Origin of the sequence: Streptomyces sp. NPDC094034 (assembly GCF_040303865.1) — a bacterium.
In the GTDB taxonomy this organism is placed as follows: Bacteria; Actinomycetota; Actinomycetes; order Streptomycetales; family Streptomycetaceae; genus Streptomyces.
Window position 1 is genome coordinate 66,237 of sequence record NZ_JBEOUD010000004.1, and the last position, 15,395, is coordinate 81,631.

The 15,395-nt window shown below is 71.6% G+C and carries 15 protein-coding genes; 7 read left to right on the top strand and 8 right to left on the bottom strand.

Going from position 1 to position 15,395, the window contains the following annotated elements:
• The first annotated feature begins 74 nt into the window (after nt 1-74).
• Nucleotides 75-1,316 carry a glycoside hydrolase family 10-like protein gene (locus ABTZ59_RS05745; RefSeq protein WP_351391228.1) on the top strand — a complete coding sequence of 414 codons (1,242 nt, stop codon included), beginning with the start codon at nt 75-77 and terminating at the stop codon, nt 1,314-1,316.
• Nucleotides 1,317-1,419: 103 nt separating this feature from the next.
• On the opposite strand, the gene ABTZ59_RS05750 is transcribed toward ABTZ59_RS05745, so the two are convergent.
• The gene (locus ABTZ59_RS05750) at nt 1,420-2,388 is read right to left on the bottom strand and encodes a DMT family transporter (protein WP_351391231.1); all 969 of its coding nucleotides are present in this window, start codon (nt 2,386-2,388) and stop codon (nt 1,420-1,422) included.
• On the opposite strand from ABTZ59_RS05750, the gene ABTZ59_RS05755 reads away from it, so the two are divergent.
• Together ABTZ59_RS05755 and ABTZ59_RS05760 are read left to right on the top strand one after the other, a co-directional pair.
• Nucleotides 2,387-3,865, top strand: a complete 1,479-nt coding sequence (locus ABTZ59_RS05755; RefSeq protein ID WP_351391235.1) for an aminotransferase-like domain-containing protein — start codon at nt 2,387-2,389, stop codon at nt 3,863-3,865. The genes ABTZ59_RS05750 and ABTZ59_RS05755 overlap by 2 nt on opposite strands.
• Nucleotides 3,866-3,935: 70 nt before the next feature.
• Nucleotides 3,936-4,511, top strand: a complete 576-nt coding sequence (locus ABTZ59_RS05760) for a histidine phosphatase family protein (RefSeq protein ID WP_351391238.1) — start codon at nt 3,936-3,938, stop codon at nt 4,509-4,511.
• A gap of 20 nt (nt 4,512-4,531) precedes the next feature.
• On the opposite strand, the gene ABTZ59_RS05765 is transcribed toward ABTZ59_RS05760, so the two are convergent.
• Nucleotides 4,532-5,392, bottom strand: a complete 861-nt coding sequence (locus tag ABTZ59_RS05765) for a hypothetical protein (protein WP_351391240.1) — start codon at nt 5,390-5,392, stop codon at nt 4,532-4,534.
• Nucleotides 5,389-7,326 carry a DNA helicase RecQ gene (recQ, locus tag ABTZ59_RS05770; RefSeq protein ID WP_351391243.1) on the bottom strand — a complete coding sequence of 646 codons (1,938 nt, stop codon included), beginning with the start codon at nt 7,324-7,326 and terminating at the stop codon, nt 5,389-5,391. Before recQ ends, ABTZ59_RS05765 begins: the two co-directional genes overlap by 4 nt.
• Before the next feature lie 156 nt (nt 7,327-7,482).
• On the opposite strand from recQ, the gene ABTZ59_RS05775 reads away from it, so the two are divergent.
• Nucleotides 7,483-8,259, top strand: a complete 777-nt coding sequence (locus ABTZ59_RS05775) for a VOC family protein (RefSeq protein ID WP_351391246.1) — start codon at nt 7,483-7,485, stop codon at nt 8,257-8,259.
• An 80-nt stretch (nt 8,260-8,339) separates the two neighbouring features.
• Here the strand turns inward: ABTZ59_RS05775 and ABTZ59_RS05780 are convergent, their stop codons facing one another.
• From ABTZ59_RS05780 to ABTZ59_RS05800, 5 genes are all read right to left on the bottom strand, one after another.
• Nucleotides 8,340-8,531, bottom strand: coding sequence for a DUF1059 domain-containing protein (locus ABTZ59_RS05780; protein ID WP_249951105.1), 192 nt, complete (start codon nt 8,529-8,531; stop codon nt 8,340-8,342).
• A 93-nt stretch (nt 8,532-8,624) separates the two neighbouring features.
• Nucleotides 8,625-9,875 carry an RNA polymerase sigma factor gene (locus ABTZ59_RS05785; protein ID WP_503002143.1) on the bottom strand — a complete coding sequence of 417 codons (1,251 nt, stop codon included), beginning with the start codon at nt 9,873-9,875 and terminating at the stop codon, nt 8,625-8,627.
• Nucleotides 9,876-9,917: 42 nt separating this feature from the next.
• Complete coding sequence (locus tag ABTZ59_RS05790; protein WP_351391252.1) at nt 9,918-10,274, bottom strand: YciI family protein; 357 nt, start codon at nt 10,272-10,274, stop codon at nt 9,918-9,920.
• A 228-nt stretch (nt 10,275-10,502) separates the two neighbouring features.
• Complete coding sequence (locus ABTZ59_RS05795; RefSeq protein WP_351391254.1) at nt 10,503-10,865, bottom strand: hypothetical protein; 363 nt, start codon at nt 10,863-10,865, stop codon at nt 10,503-10,505.
• A gap of 115 nt (nt 10,866-10,980) precedes the next feature.
• Complete coding sequence (locus ABTZ59_RS05800) at nt 10,981-11,904, bottom strand: LLM class F420-dependent oxidoreductase (RefSeq protein ID WP_351391257.1); 924 nt, start codon at nt 11,902-11,904, stop codon at nt 10,981-10,983.
• 323 nt (nt 11,905-12,227) lie between these two features.
• Between ABTZ59_RS05800 and argC the strand changes: the two genes are divergently transcribed.
• From argC to argB, 3 genes are read left to right on the top strand one after another with little or no spacing between them, the layout of a single operon-like run.
• The gene (argC, locus tag ABTZ59_RS05805; RefSeq protein WP_351391260.1) at nt 12,228-13,265 is read left to right on the top strand and encodes an N-acetyl-gamma-glutamyl-phosphate reductase; all 1,038 of its coding nucleotides are present in this window, start codon (nt 12,228-12,230) and stop codon (nt 13,263-13,265) included.
• Nucleotides 13,262-14,491: a bifunctional glutamate N-acetyltransferase/amino-acid acetyltransferase ArgJ gene (gene argJ / locus ABTZ59_RS05810; protein WP_351391263.1), complete on the top strand. Its 1,230-nt coding sequence runs from the start codon at nt 13,262-13,264 to the stop codon at nt 14,489-14,491. Before argC ends, argJ begins: the two co-directional genes overlap by 4 nt.
• Nucleotides 14,488-15,393, top strand: a complete 906-nt coding sequence (argB, locus tag ABTZ59_RS05815) for an acetylglutamate kinase (RefSeq protein ID WP_351391268.1) — start codon at nt 14,488-14,490, stop codon at nt 15,391-15,393. Before argJ ends, argB begins: the two co-directional genes overlap by 4 nt.
• Nucleotides 15,394-15,395: the final 2 nt, after the last annotated feature.

Sequence of the window (15,395 nt, forward strand, 5' to 3'; positions counted from 1 at the left end):
CGGGCATGCTCAGCCCGTACGGCGGGCGGGGTTTCGGTGACCCGGCCGCGCGGACCTGACACAGGGGACGGCGCATGCGGCAGATCGGCAGAAGAGGGTTCGTGGTGGCGGCGACAGGGGTGGTGACCTCGCTGGTCGCCGCCGGGGACGTGGCGGCCGTCGCCGCGTCCGTGCCGCGCCGGCACGCGCCGCGCCGGGAAATGCGCGGGATGTGGATCGCGACCGTCGTCAACCGCGACTGGCCCTCCGCCCCGGGGCTCACCGCCGACCGGCAGAAGGCCGAGCTGATCCGGCATCTGGACACGGCGGTCGCCCGCGGGCTGAACGCCGTCGTCTTTCAGGTACGGCCCACCGCGGACGCGCTGTGGCCCTCGCCGTACGAGCCCTGGTCGCAGTACCTCACCGGCACCCAGGGCAAGGACCCCGGCTGGGACCCGCTGGGTACGGCGGTACGGGAGGCACACGCGCGCGGACTTGAGCTGCACGCCTGGTTCAACCCGTACCGCGTCGCCAACCACACCGACCCCTCGCGGCTCATCGCGACACATCCGGCCCGGGTCCACCCCGACTGGGTGCTGCCGTACGGCGGGAAGCTCTACTACAACCCCGGCCTGCCCGAGGTCAGGACGTTCGTCCAGGACGCGATGCTGGACGCGGTCGGGCGCTACGACATCGACGCCGTGCACTGGGACGACTACTTCTATCCGTATCCGGTCGCCGGACAGGTCTTCGAGGACGACGCCGCGTTCGAGCGCTACGGCGCGGGCTTTCCGGACAAGGCGGCCTGGCGGCGGGACAACACCGACCGGTTGGTGCGGGAGACCGCCGAGCGGATCAGGGAGATCAAGAAGCAGGTGCGGTTCGGGATCAGCCCGTTCGGGGTGTGGCGCAACGCGGCCACGGATCCGCTCGGCTCCGACACCCGGGCCGGGGTGCAGACGTACGACGATCTGCACGCCGACACCCGCGGGTGGGTCAAGAAGGGCTGGATCGACTACATCGTCCCGCAGCTGTACTGGAACATCGGCTTCCCCGCCGCCGACTACGCGAAGCTGCTGAGCTGGTGGGACGGCGTCGTACGGGGGACGGGCGTCCAGCTGTACATCGGCGAGGCCCTTTACAAGGTGGGCGATCCGGCCCAGCCCGCCGCCTGGCAGGACCCGGCGGAGCTGTCCCGGCATCTGACCCTCGCCAAGGAGTACGCGGGGGCGCGGGGGCACTGCTTCTTCTCCGCGAAGGAGGTCGGCGCGGATCCGATCGGGGCGATGACGAGGGTGGTGACCGATCACTACGGCAAGCGTGCCCCGGTGAGGTGAGCGACGGCGGGTCGTCTCGTCCTTGTCGCTGTCGCTGTCGCTGTCCCGGTCCCTGTCACTGTCCCGGTTCCTGTATCTGTCCCTGTTGGTGTCGCTGTCGCGGTCAGGTGCCGGTCCGCTGGGTGACCGCGATACAGACGAGCACCGCGACGGCCGCGACCGGCGCGGCGGGTGTGAGGTGCTCGCCGAGCAGCAGCACGGACCAGACCAGGGTGAGGACCGGCTGGGCGAGCTGGAGCTGGCTCGCCCTGGCGATCCCGATCGACGCCATGCCCCGGTACCAGACATAGAGGCCGAAGAACGTCGAGCCCGCGGCGACCCAGGCGAGTCCGATCACACCGTGGGCCGTCAGCCGGGCCGGTTCGAAGGACAGCGCCACCGCCGCGCCCGCCACCGCGAGCGGCAGACAGCCGATCAGCGCCCAGCCCACCACCTGCCAGCCGGGCATCACCCCGGCCAGCCTGCCGCCCTCCGTATAGCCCGCCGCGCACACCAGCAGGGCGCCGAAGAGATAGAGATCCCCGGCGGAGAGGGCCCCGCCGCTCTGCCACACCGCGAACGTGATCACCACGGCCGCACCGGCGAGCGCGGCCAGCCAGAAGGCCCTGGAGGGGCGCCGGCCCGTACGGACGGCGGCGAACGCGGCCGTGGTGAGCGGGAGCAGCCCGACCACCACGGCGGCGTGCGAGGTGGTGGAGGTCTCCAGCGCGAGGGTCGTCAAGAGCGGGAAACCCACCACGACCCCGCCGGCCACGATGGCGAGTCCGCCCCAGTGCCGCCGCTCGGGGACCGGTACGCGCAGGGCCAGCAGAAAGCCGCCCGCGATGAGCGCGGCGAGCGCGCCGCGTACGGCGACGAGGGACCAGGGGCCGAAACTCTCCAGGCCCCACACGGTGGACGGAAAGGTGAGCGAGAAGGCGACGACGCCCAGCGCGGCGAGGAACGTGCCTCCGCGCGTACTCCGCCTGCTCTGCGTGCTCCGCCTGCTCGCGATGCTGCCGTTGACCTGAGTGTCGGCGGGGCCGCTGACCGCTATCGAGTTGGGTGGAGTAGCGCTATTCTGCTCTGTCATGCACGAGCGTAGCAGTGTGGCAGAACTGGCGAACTCCCTGAGACAGGAACTGAACCGCTACTCACCCGGCGGAAAGCTGCCGTCCAGTAGAGCGTTGGTCGACCGTTACCGCGTCTCTCCTGTGACCGTCTCCCGCGCCCTCGCCAGGCTCGCTGCCGAAGGGCTGGTCATCACCCGCCCCGGCTCCGGTGCCTTCCGCGCACCCGCCAAGGCCGCCACCCCACCGCCGGGCGACACCTCCTGGCAGGAGGTGTCTCTCAGTGCCGACGCCGCCACCGAACTCGTACCGCGCTCCGTCGACGCCACCGGAGTGCTGGTCACGCTCGCCGCGCCACCGCCCGGGGTCATCGAGCTCAACGGCGGCTATCTGCACGCCTCGCTCCAGCCGGAACGGGCGATGGCGGCGGCGCTGGCGCGTGCGGGCAGCCGGCCCGGCGCCTGGGGAAGACCGCCCATCGACGGACTGCCCGAGCTGCGCGACTGGTTCGCACGGGGCATCGGGGACACCTGGACGGCCGCCGAAGTCCTGGTCACGGCAGGAGGCCAGAGCGCGCTGACCACCGCGCTGCGCGCACTCGCCCCGCCCGGTGCGCCGGTCCTGGTCGAATCGCCCACCTATCCGGGGATGCTGGCGATCGCCCGCGCCGCCGGGCTGCGCCCCGTACCGGTCCCGGTGGACCCCGACGGCGTACGGCCCGATCTGCTCGCCGCCGCCTTCCGGGCCAGCGGCGCCCGGGTCTTCGTCTGCCAGCCGCTCTTCCAGAACCCCACCGGAGCCGTGCTCTCCCCGGCCCGCAGACCCGAAGTACTGCGGATCGCCCGGGAGGCCGGGGCGTTCGTCGTGGAGGACGACTTCGTACGGCGGTTGGTGCACGAGGACGCGGGCCCGCTGCCGGGACCGCTCGCCGCCGACGACCCCGACGGAGTCGTCGTCCATGTCTGCTCCCTCACCAAGGCGACCTCCCCCAGCCTGCGCGTCGGGGCACTGGCCGCCCGGGGCCCGGTCCTCGAACGGCTGCGCGCCATCCATGTCGTCGACACCTTCTTCGTGCCGCGCCCGCTCCAGGAAGCCACCCTGGAACTGGTCGGCTCCGCTGCCTGGAACCGCCATCTGCGCTCCGTCTCCGCCGCCCTGAAGACCCGCAGGGACACCCTGACCACCGCGCTGCGCACCGAGCTGCCCGAGTCGGCGCTCCCGCACATTCCATCCGGCGGCTACCACCTCTGGCTCCGGCTCCCCGACGGAACCGACGAACAGGCCGTCGTCCCGGCCGCCCTGCGCGCGGGTGTCGCGGTCGCCCCGGGCCGCTCGTATTTCAGCGCCGAACCGCCCGCCGCCCATCTGCGGCTGAGCTTCGCCGCGGTGGCGGGGCCCGCGGAGATCACCGAGGGAGTACGACGGCTCCGTACGGCCTGGGACGAAGCGGTCGGCCGGCCCCGCCCCCGGACGGCCGCGGTGGGCAGGCCCGGCGGATAACCGGAATCGTTTCCTCCTCGCCATCGGCCGGCCCTTGACCGGTCCGGCTTTCGGCTCCACGATCACGGCCATGAGTGTTCGGGTCACCTTGGTCGCCGCCGCGCGCGGCTCGGACCTGCTCGATGAGCGCTTCGACGACGAGCGCCCCCTCGACCGGGCCGGCTGGTACGAGACGCAGCGCGTCGCCCATGCCCTCGTCCCGCTGTCCGCCGCCGACCTCCGCTACTGCTCGCCGACGCCGCGCAGCCGCAGCACCGGCGACGCCCTCGGCTACGCGCCGCTCGTGCAACCCGCCCTGCGCGACTGCGACATGGGCCGGTGGCGCGGCTTCACCCTCGCCGAGGTGATGGCCCGCGAACCGGCCGCCGTCGACGCCTGGGTCGCCGACCCGCGCTCCGCCCCGCACGGCGGTGAGACGCTGCTGGCCTTCATCTCCCGGATAGGGGGCTGGCTGGACACCCGGCCCGTCCAGGGCATCGCCGCGATCGTGGCGGTCGCCGAACCGGCTGTCGTGCGGGCGGCGCTGGTGTACGCGCTCAAAGCGCCGCCGCGGACGTACTGGTACGTGGACGTCCAGCCGCTGTCGACCGTCACCCTGACGGGCATCCCGGGCCGTTGGAGTCTGCGGCTGGACGGTGGTGTCTGAACCGTCCGGCCGGACGGGCCTTAAGGTGCGCGGCGGTGCCCCGGGGCCAGGACCGGTGGCGACGCGGCATCGTCGGGCGGCGGCGGGAAGTCGGCGATGGCGAGGTCGAGGTCGTCCCGGCAGTCCGCCCGTCCGCATTCGCAGGCGAAGGCATGGACGCTCGTCCGCGCGTCCCCCGGGGACCACGGGCGCGCGAAGAAGGCCTCGTACTGCGCGACCACGGCCCGGTTGGCGTACCGCAGCAGTCGCGCGCGCTCGTCGGCCGTCCGCGCCACCGGTCCCGCGCTCAGGGCCTCGGCGAAGATCTTCTCGACCGCCTCCACGGTCTCCTCGACCTCACCGGCCCCGTCGATCACCAGCCGCCGGGCGCCGTACTCCGCCACCTCGGCCTCGATCTCGCCGACGAGGGACCGGTAGAGCGTGCGCGGCCCGGCCGAGAGCCCGCGTTCCCGCAGCCGGGCCCGCTGCACCTCGGCCGACGGCTGGAGCCAGACGGACGAGGCCGGACCCCCGGGGACCGTCGCGACGACCGCGGGGGTGATCGGGGTGCCCTCGGCGATGATCAGCGGGGCCGGCGGCAGTGCGCGCAGATCGTCCACGATCATGCGCCCGCGCTCATGGTGCAGGGACATCGCGATCAGCTCCGCCTCCGGCACGGACCAGCGCTCCGCGCGTGGCAGCGCCTCGAACCTGATCGCCGCCGGGTGCCCGGCGGCGATCGCCCGGTCGCGGTGCTCCCAGGTGTGGGCGTCGGCGTTGTACCAGCGCAGTCCGTGGCGCCGGGCGATCAGCCGCGCCACGGTCGTCTTGCCCGCCGCCGGCGGCCCGCCGATCCAGAGCACGTGCGGCAGGGGCGGGTGAGCCGTCCCGGGCAGGCTCATTCCGCCGTACCGACCGCTGTATCGAGAGCCGTGTCGACCGCCGTACCCAGCGTCTCCAGGATCTGCTGCCCGTACTTCGCCAGCTTGTTCTCGCCGACCCCGGTGATCGTGCCCAGCTCCGCCAGCGTCGACGGCGCCAGCGTCGCGATCTCGCGCAGCGTGGCGTCATGGAAGATGACATACGCCGGTACGCCCTGCTCCTTCGCCGACGCCGCCCGCCAGGCGCGCAGCGTCTCGAACACCGGCACGGCCTCCGCCGGCAGATCGACCGGTGCGGAACGCCGCTTGGACGACTTCTCCGCGCGGGCCGGCCTGGCCGCCTTCTCCGGCTCCCGCCGCAGGACGACCGGGCGCCGCCCGCCCAGGACCTCACCGCTCTCGTCGGTGAGGACCAGCGTCCCGTAGTCGCCCTCGACGGCGATCAGCCCCTGTGCCAGCAGCTGCCGCGCCACGCTCCGCCACTCGGCCTCGCGCAGCTCCGTACCGATACCGAAGACGCTCAGCGCGTCATGGTCGAACTGGATGACCTTGGCCGTCTTCCGGCCCAGCAGGATGTCGGTGATCTGCCCCGCGCCGAACTTCTGGTTGCGCTCGCGCTTCAGCCTGACCACGGTCGACAGCAGCTTCTGCGCGGGGACCGTACCGTCCCAGGACTCCGCGGGTGTCAGACACGTGTCGCAGTTGCCGCACGCGGTGCTGGACTGCCCGAAGTACGCGAGCAGTTGGACGCGGCGGCATTCGACGGTCTCGCACAGTGCGAGCATGGCGTCGACATGGGCGCTCAGCCGCCGCCGGTGCGCGTCGTCGCCCTCGGAGGTGTCGATCATCTTGCGCTGCTGTACGACGTCCTGGAGCCCGTACGCCAGCCAGGCCGTGGACGGCAGCCCGTCGCGTCCGGCGCGGCCGGTCTCCTGGTAGTAGCCCTCGACGGACTTCGGCAGATCGAGATGGGCCACGAACCGTACGTCCGGCTTGTCGATGCCCATGCCGAACGCGATCGTCGCGACCATCACCATCCCGTCCTCCCGCAGGAAGCGTGCCTGGTTCTCGGCGCGCGTACGGGTGTCGAGCCCCGCGTGGTACGGGAGCGCATCGACGCCGTTCTTCACCAGGAACTCGGCGGTCTTCTCCACCGACGCCCGGGAGAGGCAGTAGACGATGCCCGCGTCGCCGGGGTGTTCCGCGCGCAGCAGCTGGAGCAGCTGCTTCTTCGGGTCGTTCTTCGGCGCGATGCGGTACTGGATATTGGGCCGGTCGAAGCTGGCCACGAAGTGCCGCGCGTCCTGGAGACCGAGCCGGGAGGCGATCTCCGCGTGCGTGGCTTCGGTGGCGGTCGCGGTCAGCGCGATACGCGGTATATCGGGCCAGCGCTCGTGCAGCGAGGAGAGGGCGAGATAGTCGGGGCGGAAGTCGTGCCCCCACTGGGCGACGCAGTGCGCCTCGTCGATGGCGAACAGTGAGATCGTGCCGCGCTCCAGCAGCCGTAGGGTCGACTCGACGCGCAGCCGTTCCGGCGCCAGATAGAGCAGATCCAGCTCCCCGGCGAGGAACTCGGCCTCGACGAGGCGTCGTTCGTCGAGATCCTGGGTGGAGTTGAGGAATCCGGCCCGTACGCCGAGTGCCCGCAGAGCGTCGACCTGGTCCTGCATGAGCGCGATGAGGGGGGATACGACGACCCCGACGCCCTTACGCACCAGGGAAGGGATCTGGTAGCAGAGCGATTTGCCGCCGCCGGTGGGCATGAGGACGAGCGCGTCGCCACCGGCGACCACATGCTCGATGATCTCCCGCTGGCTCCCTCGGAAGGAGTCGTATCCGAAGACCCGGCGCAGCACCTCAAGCGCCTCGCTCGTCTCGGGGTGCGTCTCAGGACCTGCGTCAGGACCTGCTTCAGGGCGCGTTTCGGAAGGGGGGCCGGATTCCGGGGAGCTCATCCGCCGATTCTACGAGGGTCCACCGACATCGATCCGGCCGATCGCGATCTTCGCCGGGGGCCTCGCTGTAGGACATGTGCTGACCTGCATCGCCTCTAGCGTCGAAGACCCGGCACGGAGGAAGCCTCCGGGCATGAAGCGATACAGGAGCGAACGATGAGCCATGTCACCCGCAACCAGCCGGTCGGCACCCCCACCTGGATCGACCTCGATGTGCCCGACGCCGGGCGCGCGAAGGAGTTCTACGGCGCCCTGTTCGGCTGGGAGTTCGAGCCGGGAGAGAACGTCTATACGCTGTGCCGGCTGCGCGGCCGTGCGGTCGCCGGTTTCCGGCACGTCCCCGCGCCCCATTCCCCCGCCGCGACGCTCCCCGGCCTGTGGTGCGTGTACTTCGCGACCGACGACTCCGAAGCCACCGCGAAGCGGATCGCCGACGCGGGCGGCACCCTGACGCGGGGTCCGGTGGAGATCGGGGACCAGGGCCTGCTGTCGCTCGCCACCGACTCGTCCGGTGCCCGGTTCGGCCTCTGGGAGGGGCGCGCGCTCGTCGGCTGCGAGACCGTGAACGAGCCGGGCAGCCTGCTCCGCAACGACCTGACCAGCCCGGACCCGGGACCGGCGCGGGAGTTCTACCCGGCGGTCTTCGACTTCACCCTGGACGGTAACGACGATCTCCCCGGCGTCGACTTCACCTTCCTGCGCCGGCCCGACGGTCATGAGATCGGCGGCATCATGGGTGCCCCGGAGGTGCCGTCCGCCGCGTGGCAGACCCTGTTCGAGGTCACGGACACGGACGCCGCGGTGGAGCGGGCCGTGGCGGCGGGCGGTACGGCGGAGACCCCCTCGGACACGATCTACGCGCGGATGGCGAAGATCACCGACCCCTTCGGCAACGCCTTCGAGGTGGGCGCCCGGCTCGTGAACACGCCGTAGCTCCCGCCGCTGCCCTGCCCGGACGCGTCCCGCCCGGCCCGCGACGCGAGCCGGGCGGGGCCGGGGTGGCGGGGCACGCCTCAGGCGTGCTGCGGCATCTCGTCCTTGAGCGCGGAGCGGATCTGCTCACGCAGCTCCGGGCTGCTCTTGTGGCCGTGCATGGACACAGCGTGCTCGCTGGCGGCGCGGACCACTTCTTCCTCCTCGCCGGAGATGGCGAGGGTGCAATTCGTCTCGCTCGGGAAATCCCGGCAGTCGGCTACCTTGCGCATGATGAACCTCCTCGCCCCATTTTCCCCCTTTTTTGCTCTTTTGAGGACTGGTGGGGCATTTCGAGCAGGGTGCGGGGTGCGGGGTGCGGCGATTCACTCCGGGGTTCCGGCGGCTCGGGCGGCCCGTTCCAGAAGCAGATCCCGCTCGCGTCCGTTACGGGTCAGGGACGCGGCCCGCTCGAACTCCGCGCGCGCCTCCTGCCCCCGGCCCAGGCGCTCCAGCAGATCTCCCCGGACGCTCGGCAGCAGGTGATAGTCCTTGAGGGCCGGTCCTTCCGCCAGCGCGTCCACCAGCGTCAAGCCGGCCGCGGGGCCCTCCGCCATCGACACCGCGACCGCTCGGTTCAGCTCCACCACCGGGGACGGGGTCAGCGCCATCAGCCGGCCGTACAGCGTCGCGATCGCCGTCCAGTCCGTGTCCTCGTAGCGCACCGCCCGCGCGTGACACGCGGCGATCGCGGCCTGGACGGAGTACGGGCCGTTGCCCGCGCGCCGCAGGGACTCGACGCCACGGAGGATGAGCATGCGGTTCCACTTGTGCCGGTTCTGGTCGGCGAGCAGCACCGGTTCGCCGTCGGGACCCGTACGGGCGGCGGTGCGCGAGGCCTGGAGCTCCAGCAGCGCGGCCAGGCCATGGGCCTCGGGCTCCTCGGGCATCAGAGCGGCCAGGACGCGGGCCAGCCGCAGCGCGTCCTCGCACAGAGCCGGGCGCAGCAGATCGTCCCCGGCCGTCGCCGCGTAGCCCTCGTTGAAGATGAGGTAGATGACCTCAAGGACCGACGAAAGGCGGCCCGCCCGGTCGGCGGCGCCCGGGACCTCGAAGGGGACCCCGGCCTTGGCGAGCGCCCGTTTCGCGCGGACGATGCGCTGGGCGACCGTCGGCTCCGGGGCCAGGAACGCGCGGGCGATCTCGTCCGTCGTCAGCCCGCCCAGCAGCCGCAGTGTGAGCGCGACCCTGGCCTCCGTCGACAGCACGGGATGGCACGCGGTGAAGATCAGCCGCAGCAGATCGTCGTCGATGTCGTCCGCGCCGGCGGGCTCGGGTGGCGGCGCCACGTCCTCCAGCGCCCGGCCGACCTCCGCCAGCTTGCGCGCGTATGTCTCCTTGCGGCGTACGAGATCGATGGCGCGGTGCTTGGCGGTGGCCATGAGCCAGGCGCCCGGCTTGTCCGGGACACCCGACTCCGGCCACCGCTCCAGCGCGGCGACCAGAGCGTCCTGCGCGATTTCCTCGGCGATGCCCACGTCCCGCACGATGCGGGTGACGCCGGCGATGATCCGCGCGGACTCGATCCTGAAGACCGCCTCGACCGTTTCGGTCGCGCTTGCTGATGTCACGACCACCCATCAGAGCAGCCGTGCCGAGGCGGGGCAAGCGCGGCCCGATCAGCCCTCGGCGATCTCTCGGACCTCGACGCTGACGGTCCAGTTCTCCGGGTGGACCTCAAGGAACCGCTTCGCCCATTCCAGGGCCTCCGCCTTGTCCGCGCAGCGGGTGAGCGAGTAGCCGCCGATGACTTCCTTGCTCTCGGTGAAGGGCCCGTCGGTGTAGCTGAGCTTGCCGTCGGACCAGGTGATCCGGGTGCCCTCGGAGGTCGGGGTGAGTCCGGCGGTCTCCAGCATGACCCCGGCCTTGGTGATCTCCTCGAACAGCGCCCCCATACGCGCCTCGAACTCCGGGTCGGGGCCTTCGGCGGGGACATTCCGCTCGTCGATGCGGACCATCGTCAGAAAGCGCGGCATGGTGACTCCTCGGTAGGGAGGGCGGGGGCTTTCCCCGCCTCTCACACCCTTGCGTCGAACGGGATACGGCCGGATCGACAGCTCCTCCGGAAATCTTCCAAGATTTTTCCGGGGCCTGCCGGTGGGGCTCCGTCGCCGCGCTCTACGGGTGGCCAAGAGCCGCGCGCCGCATCCGGGCCCCCTCTCGCGCCACCCCCGTCACGCGCTCACCCCACCCCCGTCATCCCGTCACATCAACCCGACGATGCGCGGTGGTGCGAACAGATGACGGGCACGGTGCTCCAGGACCATTTCGTCGCGGATCCGCCGACCCGACGTGTCCGACACACACCGCTCACAGGCCGGGTCGACCGCGGGCACCTCCGAGGTGTGTGCGGCGGCGATGTGCTGGGCGAGCCGGATCTGTGTCGTCACCACCGAGTCGAAGGGGTCGTAATCCACCCCCGGCTCACCCGCCGCGCGCGCCGCTTCCACCACCTCGGGCGCGCGCTTCATCGCTCTGTACAGCCTGTTGCACTCGTGGCAGCTCCACATCCAGGAAGGAGGCAGCGGCCACTCCTCCTCAGGGCGGGGCGCGTCCTTGGCGTCCATGCCGGTCACCGTAGCGACAGCCGCACGGCGGACGCAGCGGTTCGGTGGAACCTCACCCGTGCGACTGACCGCTCACCGTCAGCGACCAGGCGGGACGTCCCCGCCGGTCGCGGACTCAGCCCGCCAGCTCCCCCAGGAGCGCCCAGGTGCGGTGTCGGGCGACGTCCCCGGCGATCTCCGTCCCCGAGAACACCACCTCCGTCGCCCCGGCGTCCCGGTAGCGCCGCACCTCGGCGGCGACCTTCTTCTCGTCGCCGATCACGGCCACATCGGCGGCCCGTTCGCCGCCGGAGAGTTCGATGACCCGCGCGTAGGACGGGATCTGCTCGTAGAACGCGAGCTGTTCGACGGCCTTCTCGCGTACGGCGTCGACGTCGTCGGTGACCACGCCGGGCACGAGGGCCACGATCCGGGGCGCGGGCCGGCCGGCCGCCTGCGCGGCCGCGGTGACGGCGGGGACGATGTGCTCGGCCAGGGCGCGGGGCCCGGCGAGATAGGGCAGGATCCCGTCCGCCAGCTCCCCGCTGGCACGCAGCGCCTGGGGCCCCATCGCGGCGACGAGCAGCGGCACACCGCCCTCGGCGCCCGGCACTCGCGCGGGGATCGGCGTGCGTGCGGTGATCAGCTCACCGCTGAAGTCGGCGGCGCCGGTCTCGGTCAACTGCCGCAGAGCGGTGAGGAATTCACGCAGGCGCGCGACGGGCCGCGCGAACGGGACACCGAAACCTCCCTCGGTCAGCAGCTTGGTGCCGAGCGCGAGCCCGAGGTGGTACCGGCCGTGCGTGGCCGCCTGCGCGGTCAGGGCCTGGCCGGAGACGACCAGCGGGTGGCGTCCGAAGACGGGGATCGCGGACGTACCCACCTGGAGGCCCGGAACCTCACGCCCGACGATCGCCGCGAGCTGAGGCGAGTCGGCGCCGAAGGTCTGCCCGAACCACGCGGACCGCAGCCCGGCCGCGGCGGCCTCCCGCGCCAGCCGCACGGTGGCGTCGATCTGATTGTCGGGCCCGGTCGCGTTGAGTGCTACTCCCACAGTCATGTGAGTGCCAACCAGCCCGGGCCGCCGTCGCATCCCGATGAGTGTGACGGCTTCTTGTCAGCTGTGTGAACGGTGGGCCGGTCCCGCACTCGCCGCGTCGGCTCTCCGACGTCGACGACTCGGTTGCCCACCTGGTTCGGCGCCGCCGCCTGAGCGGGAAGACGAGACTGGAAGGATGTGACCTGTGCCCGGCCGGCCGTCGCCTGTCGGTCCTCCGGTGATGTCGGTGATGTCGGCGGTGGGGCAGCCCCGTGCGAGCCCGCGTCATTGCATAAAGCTGCGATGAAACGTATAGTCATGCCATCGTTGAGGAGGGTTTTTCGATGGCTGTACGTACGGTGCGTGCCGCGGTGGCGGGAGCCAGTGGGTACGCGGGCGGGGAACTGCTCAGGCTGCTTCTCGGCCACCCCGGGATCGAGATCGGAGCCCTCACCGGCGACTCCAACGCGGGCCGGCGGCTCGGTGGGCTTCAGCCGCATGTGCTGCCGCTGGCCGACCGGGTGCTGGAGGCGACCACGCCCGAGGTCCTCGCCGGGCACGAGGTCGTCTTCCTCGCGCTGCCGCACGGTCAGTCCGCGGCCGTCGCCGAGCGGCTCGGTGACGAGGTGCTGGTGGTCGACATGGGCGCCGACTTCCGGCTGAAGGACGCCGCGGACTGGGAACGGTTCTACGGCTCCGCCCACGCCGGGACCTGGCCGTACGGCCTCCCCGAACTGCCGGGTGCCCGTGCCGCGCTGGAGGGGTCCAAGCGCGTCGCGGTGCCCGGCTGCTATCCCACCGCCGTCTCGCTCGCGCTCTTCCCGGCCTACGCGGCGGGGCTTGCCGAGCCCGAGGCCGTGATCACCGCCGCGTCCGGCACCTCGGGCGCGGGCAAGGCGGCCAAGCCGCATCTGCTCGGCTCCGAGGTCATGGGCTCCATGAGCCCGTACGGCGTCGGCGGCGGACACCGGCACACCCCCGAGATGATCCAGAACCTGAGCGAGGCCGCGGGGGAGCGGGTCACGGTCTCCTTCACACCCACCCTCGCCCCCATGCCCCGCGGCATCCTCGCCACCTGCTCCGCCAAGGCGAGGCCCGGCAGCACGGCGCGGGACGTCAGGGCCGCGTACGAGAAGGCTTTCGCGGACGAGCCCTTCGTCCATCTGCTCCCCGAGGGACAGTGGCCCGCCACGGCGTCCGTCTACGGTTCCAACGCCGTACAGATCCAGGTCGCCCACGACGAGTCCGCGGGCCGCATCATCGCGATCAGCGCCATCGACAACCTGACCAAGGGCACCGCCGGTGGCGCGGTGCAGAGCATGAACATCGCCCTCGGACTCCCCGAGGACACCGGACTTTCCACGATCGGAGTGGCACCTTGAGCGTCACCGCAGCGAAGGGATTCACGGCAGCGGGCATCGCCGCCGGAATCAAGGAGAACGGCGGCCCGGACCTGGCCCTCGTGGTCAACAACGGTCCGCGCCGCGCCGCCGCGGGCGTCTTCACCTCCAACCGTGTCAAGGCCGCCCCCGTCCTCTGGTCCGAGCAGGTCCTCAAGGGCGGCGCGGTCACCGCGGTCGTCCTCAACTCCGGTGGCGCCAACGCCTGTACGGGGCCGAAGGGCTTCCAGGACACCCACGCCACCGCCGAGAAGGCCGCCGAGGTCCTGAGCGGGTACAGCGCGGACGGCGAGGGCTCGGACGGCACGGGCGCGGACGGCACGGGCGTGGAAACCGAGGGCTCGGACGGTCACAGCGCGGGAGAGATCGCCGTCGCCTCCACCGGGCTGATCGGCTTGCGCCTCCCCATGGACAAGCTGCTCCCCGGCATCGAGAAGGCCGCCACCGAGCTCTCCGCGCACGGCGGCGAGAAGGCCGCCATCGCCATCAAGACCACCGACACCGTGCACAAGACCGCGGTGGTCCAGGGCGACGGCTGGACGGTCGGCGGCATGGCCAAGGGCGCCGGCATGCTCGCCCCTGGCCTCGCCACCATGCTGGTCGTCCTCACCACCGACGCCGACATCGAGGCACCGGCCCTCGACACGGCGCTGCGCGCCGCCACCCGTACCACCTTCGACCGCGTGGACTCCGACGGCTGCATGTCCACCAATGACACCGTGCTGCTGCTGGCCTCCGGCGCGTCCGGGGTGACGCCCGGCCACGAGGAGTTCGCCGAGGCGGTGCGTGCGGTCTGCGACGATCTGGCGCGTCAGCTGATCGGCGACGCCGAGGGCGCTTCCAAGGACATCCGTATCGAGGTGATCAACGCCGCGAGCGAGGACGACGCCGTCGAGGTGGGCCGCTCCATCGCCCGTAACAACCTCCTCAAGTGCGCCATCCACGGCGAGGACCCCAACTGGGGCCGGGTGCTCTCGGCCATCGGCACCACCGGCGCGGTCTTCGAGCCCGACCGGCTCAATGTCGCCATCAATGACGTCTGGGTGTGCAGGAACGGCTCCGTCGGAGAGGACCGCGATCTCGTCGACATGCGGTACCGCGAGGTACGGATCACCGCCGATCTGGCCGCGGGCACGGACTCCGCCGTCATCTGGGCCAACGACCTCACCGCCGAGTACGTCCATGAGAACAGCGCGTACAGCTCATGACCGCCCGTAAGCACACCGCGCTGCCCAAGGCGCAGATCCTCATCGAGGCGCTGCCCTGGCTCACCCGGCACAACGGCAAGACGATCGTCATCAAATTCGGCGGCAACGCCATGATCGACGAGGAGCTGAAGGCCGCCTTCGCGCAGGACGTCGTCTTCCTGCGGCAGGCGGGCATCAAGCCGGTCGTCGTGCACGGCGGCGGCCCGCAGATCAACGCCCAGCTCGACCGGCACGGTCTGGTCAGCGAGTTCAAGGCCGGGCTGCGCGTCACCACGCCCGAGGCGATGGATGTCGTACGGATGGTGCTGGCCGGGCAGGTCCAGCGCGAGCTGGTCGGACTGCTCAACCAGCACGGTCCGCTCGCCGTCGGAATGACCGGCGAGGACGCCCACACCATCTCGGCGACCAGGCTCACGCCGCGGATCGACGGAGAGCTGGTCGACATCGGCCGGGTCGGCGAGATCACCGCGATCGACACGGGCGCCATCGAAGCGCTGCTGGCGGACGGCCGGATCCCGGTCATCTCCTCCATCGCGCGCAGCGTCGACGACGGCCATGTCTACAACGTCAACGCCGACACCGCCGCCGCCGCCCTCGCCGCCGCGCTGGGCGCCGAGACGCTGGTGGTCCTCACCGATGTCGAGGGGCTGTACGAGGACTGGCCGAACAGCGACGACGTGATCAGCCGGCTCACCGCCACCGAGCTGGAGAAGCTGCTGCCCGAGCTGTCCAGCGGCATGGTGCCGAAGATGGAGGGCTGCCTGTTCGCCGTACGCAACGGCGTCACCACCGCGCGCGTACTGGACGGCCGGGTCCCGCACTCGATCCTGCTGGAGATCTTCACCGACATGGGCATCGGCACGATGGTCGTGCCCGACGGACAGGAAGGACCCACGAAGTGACC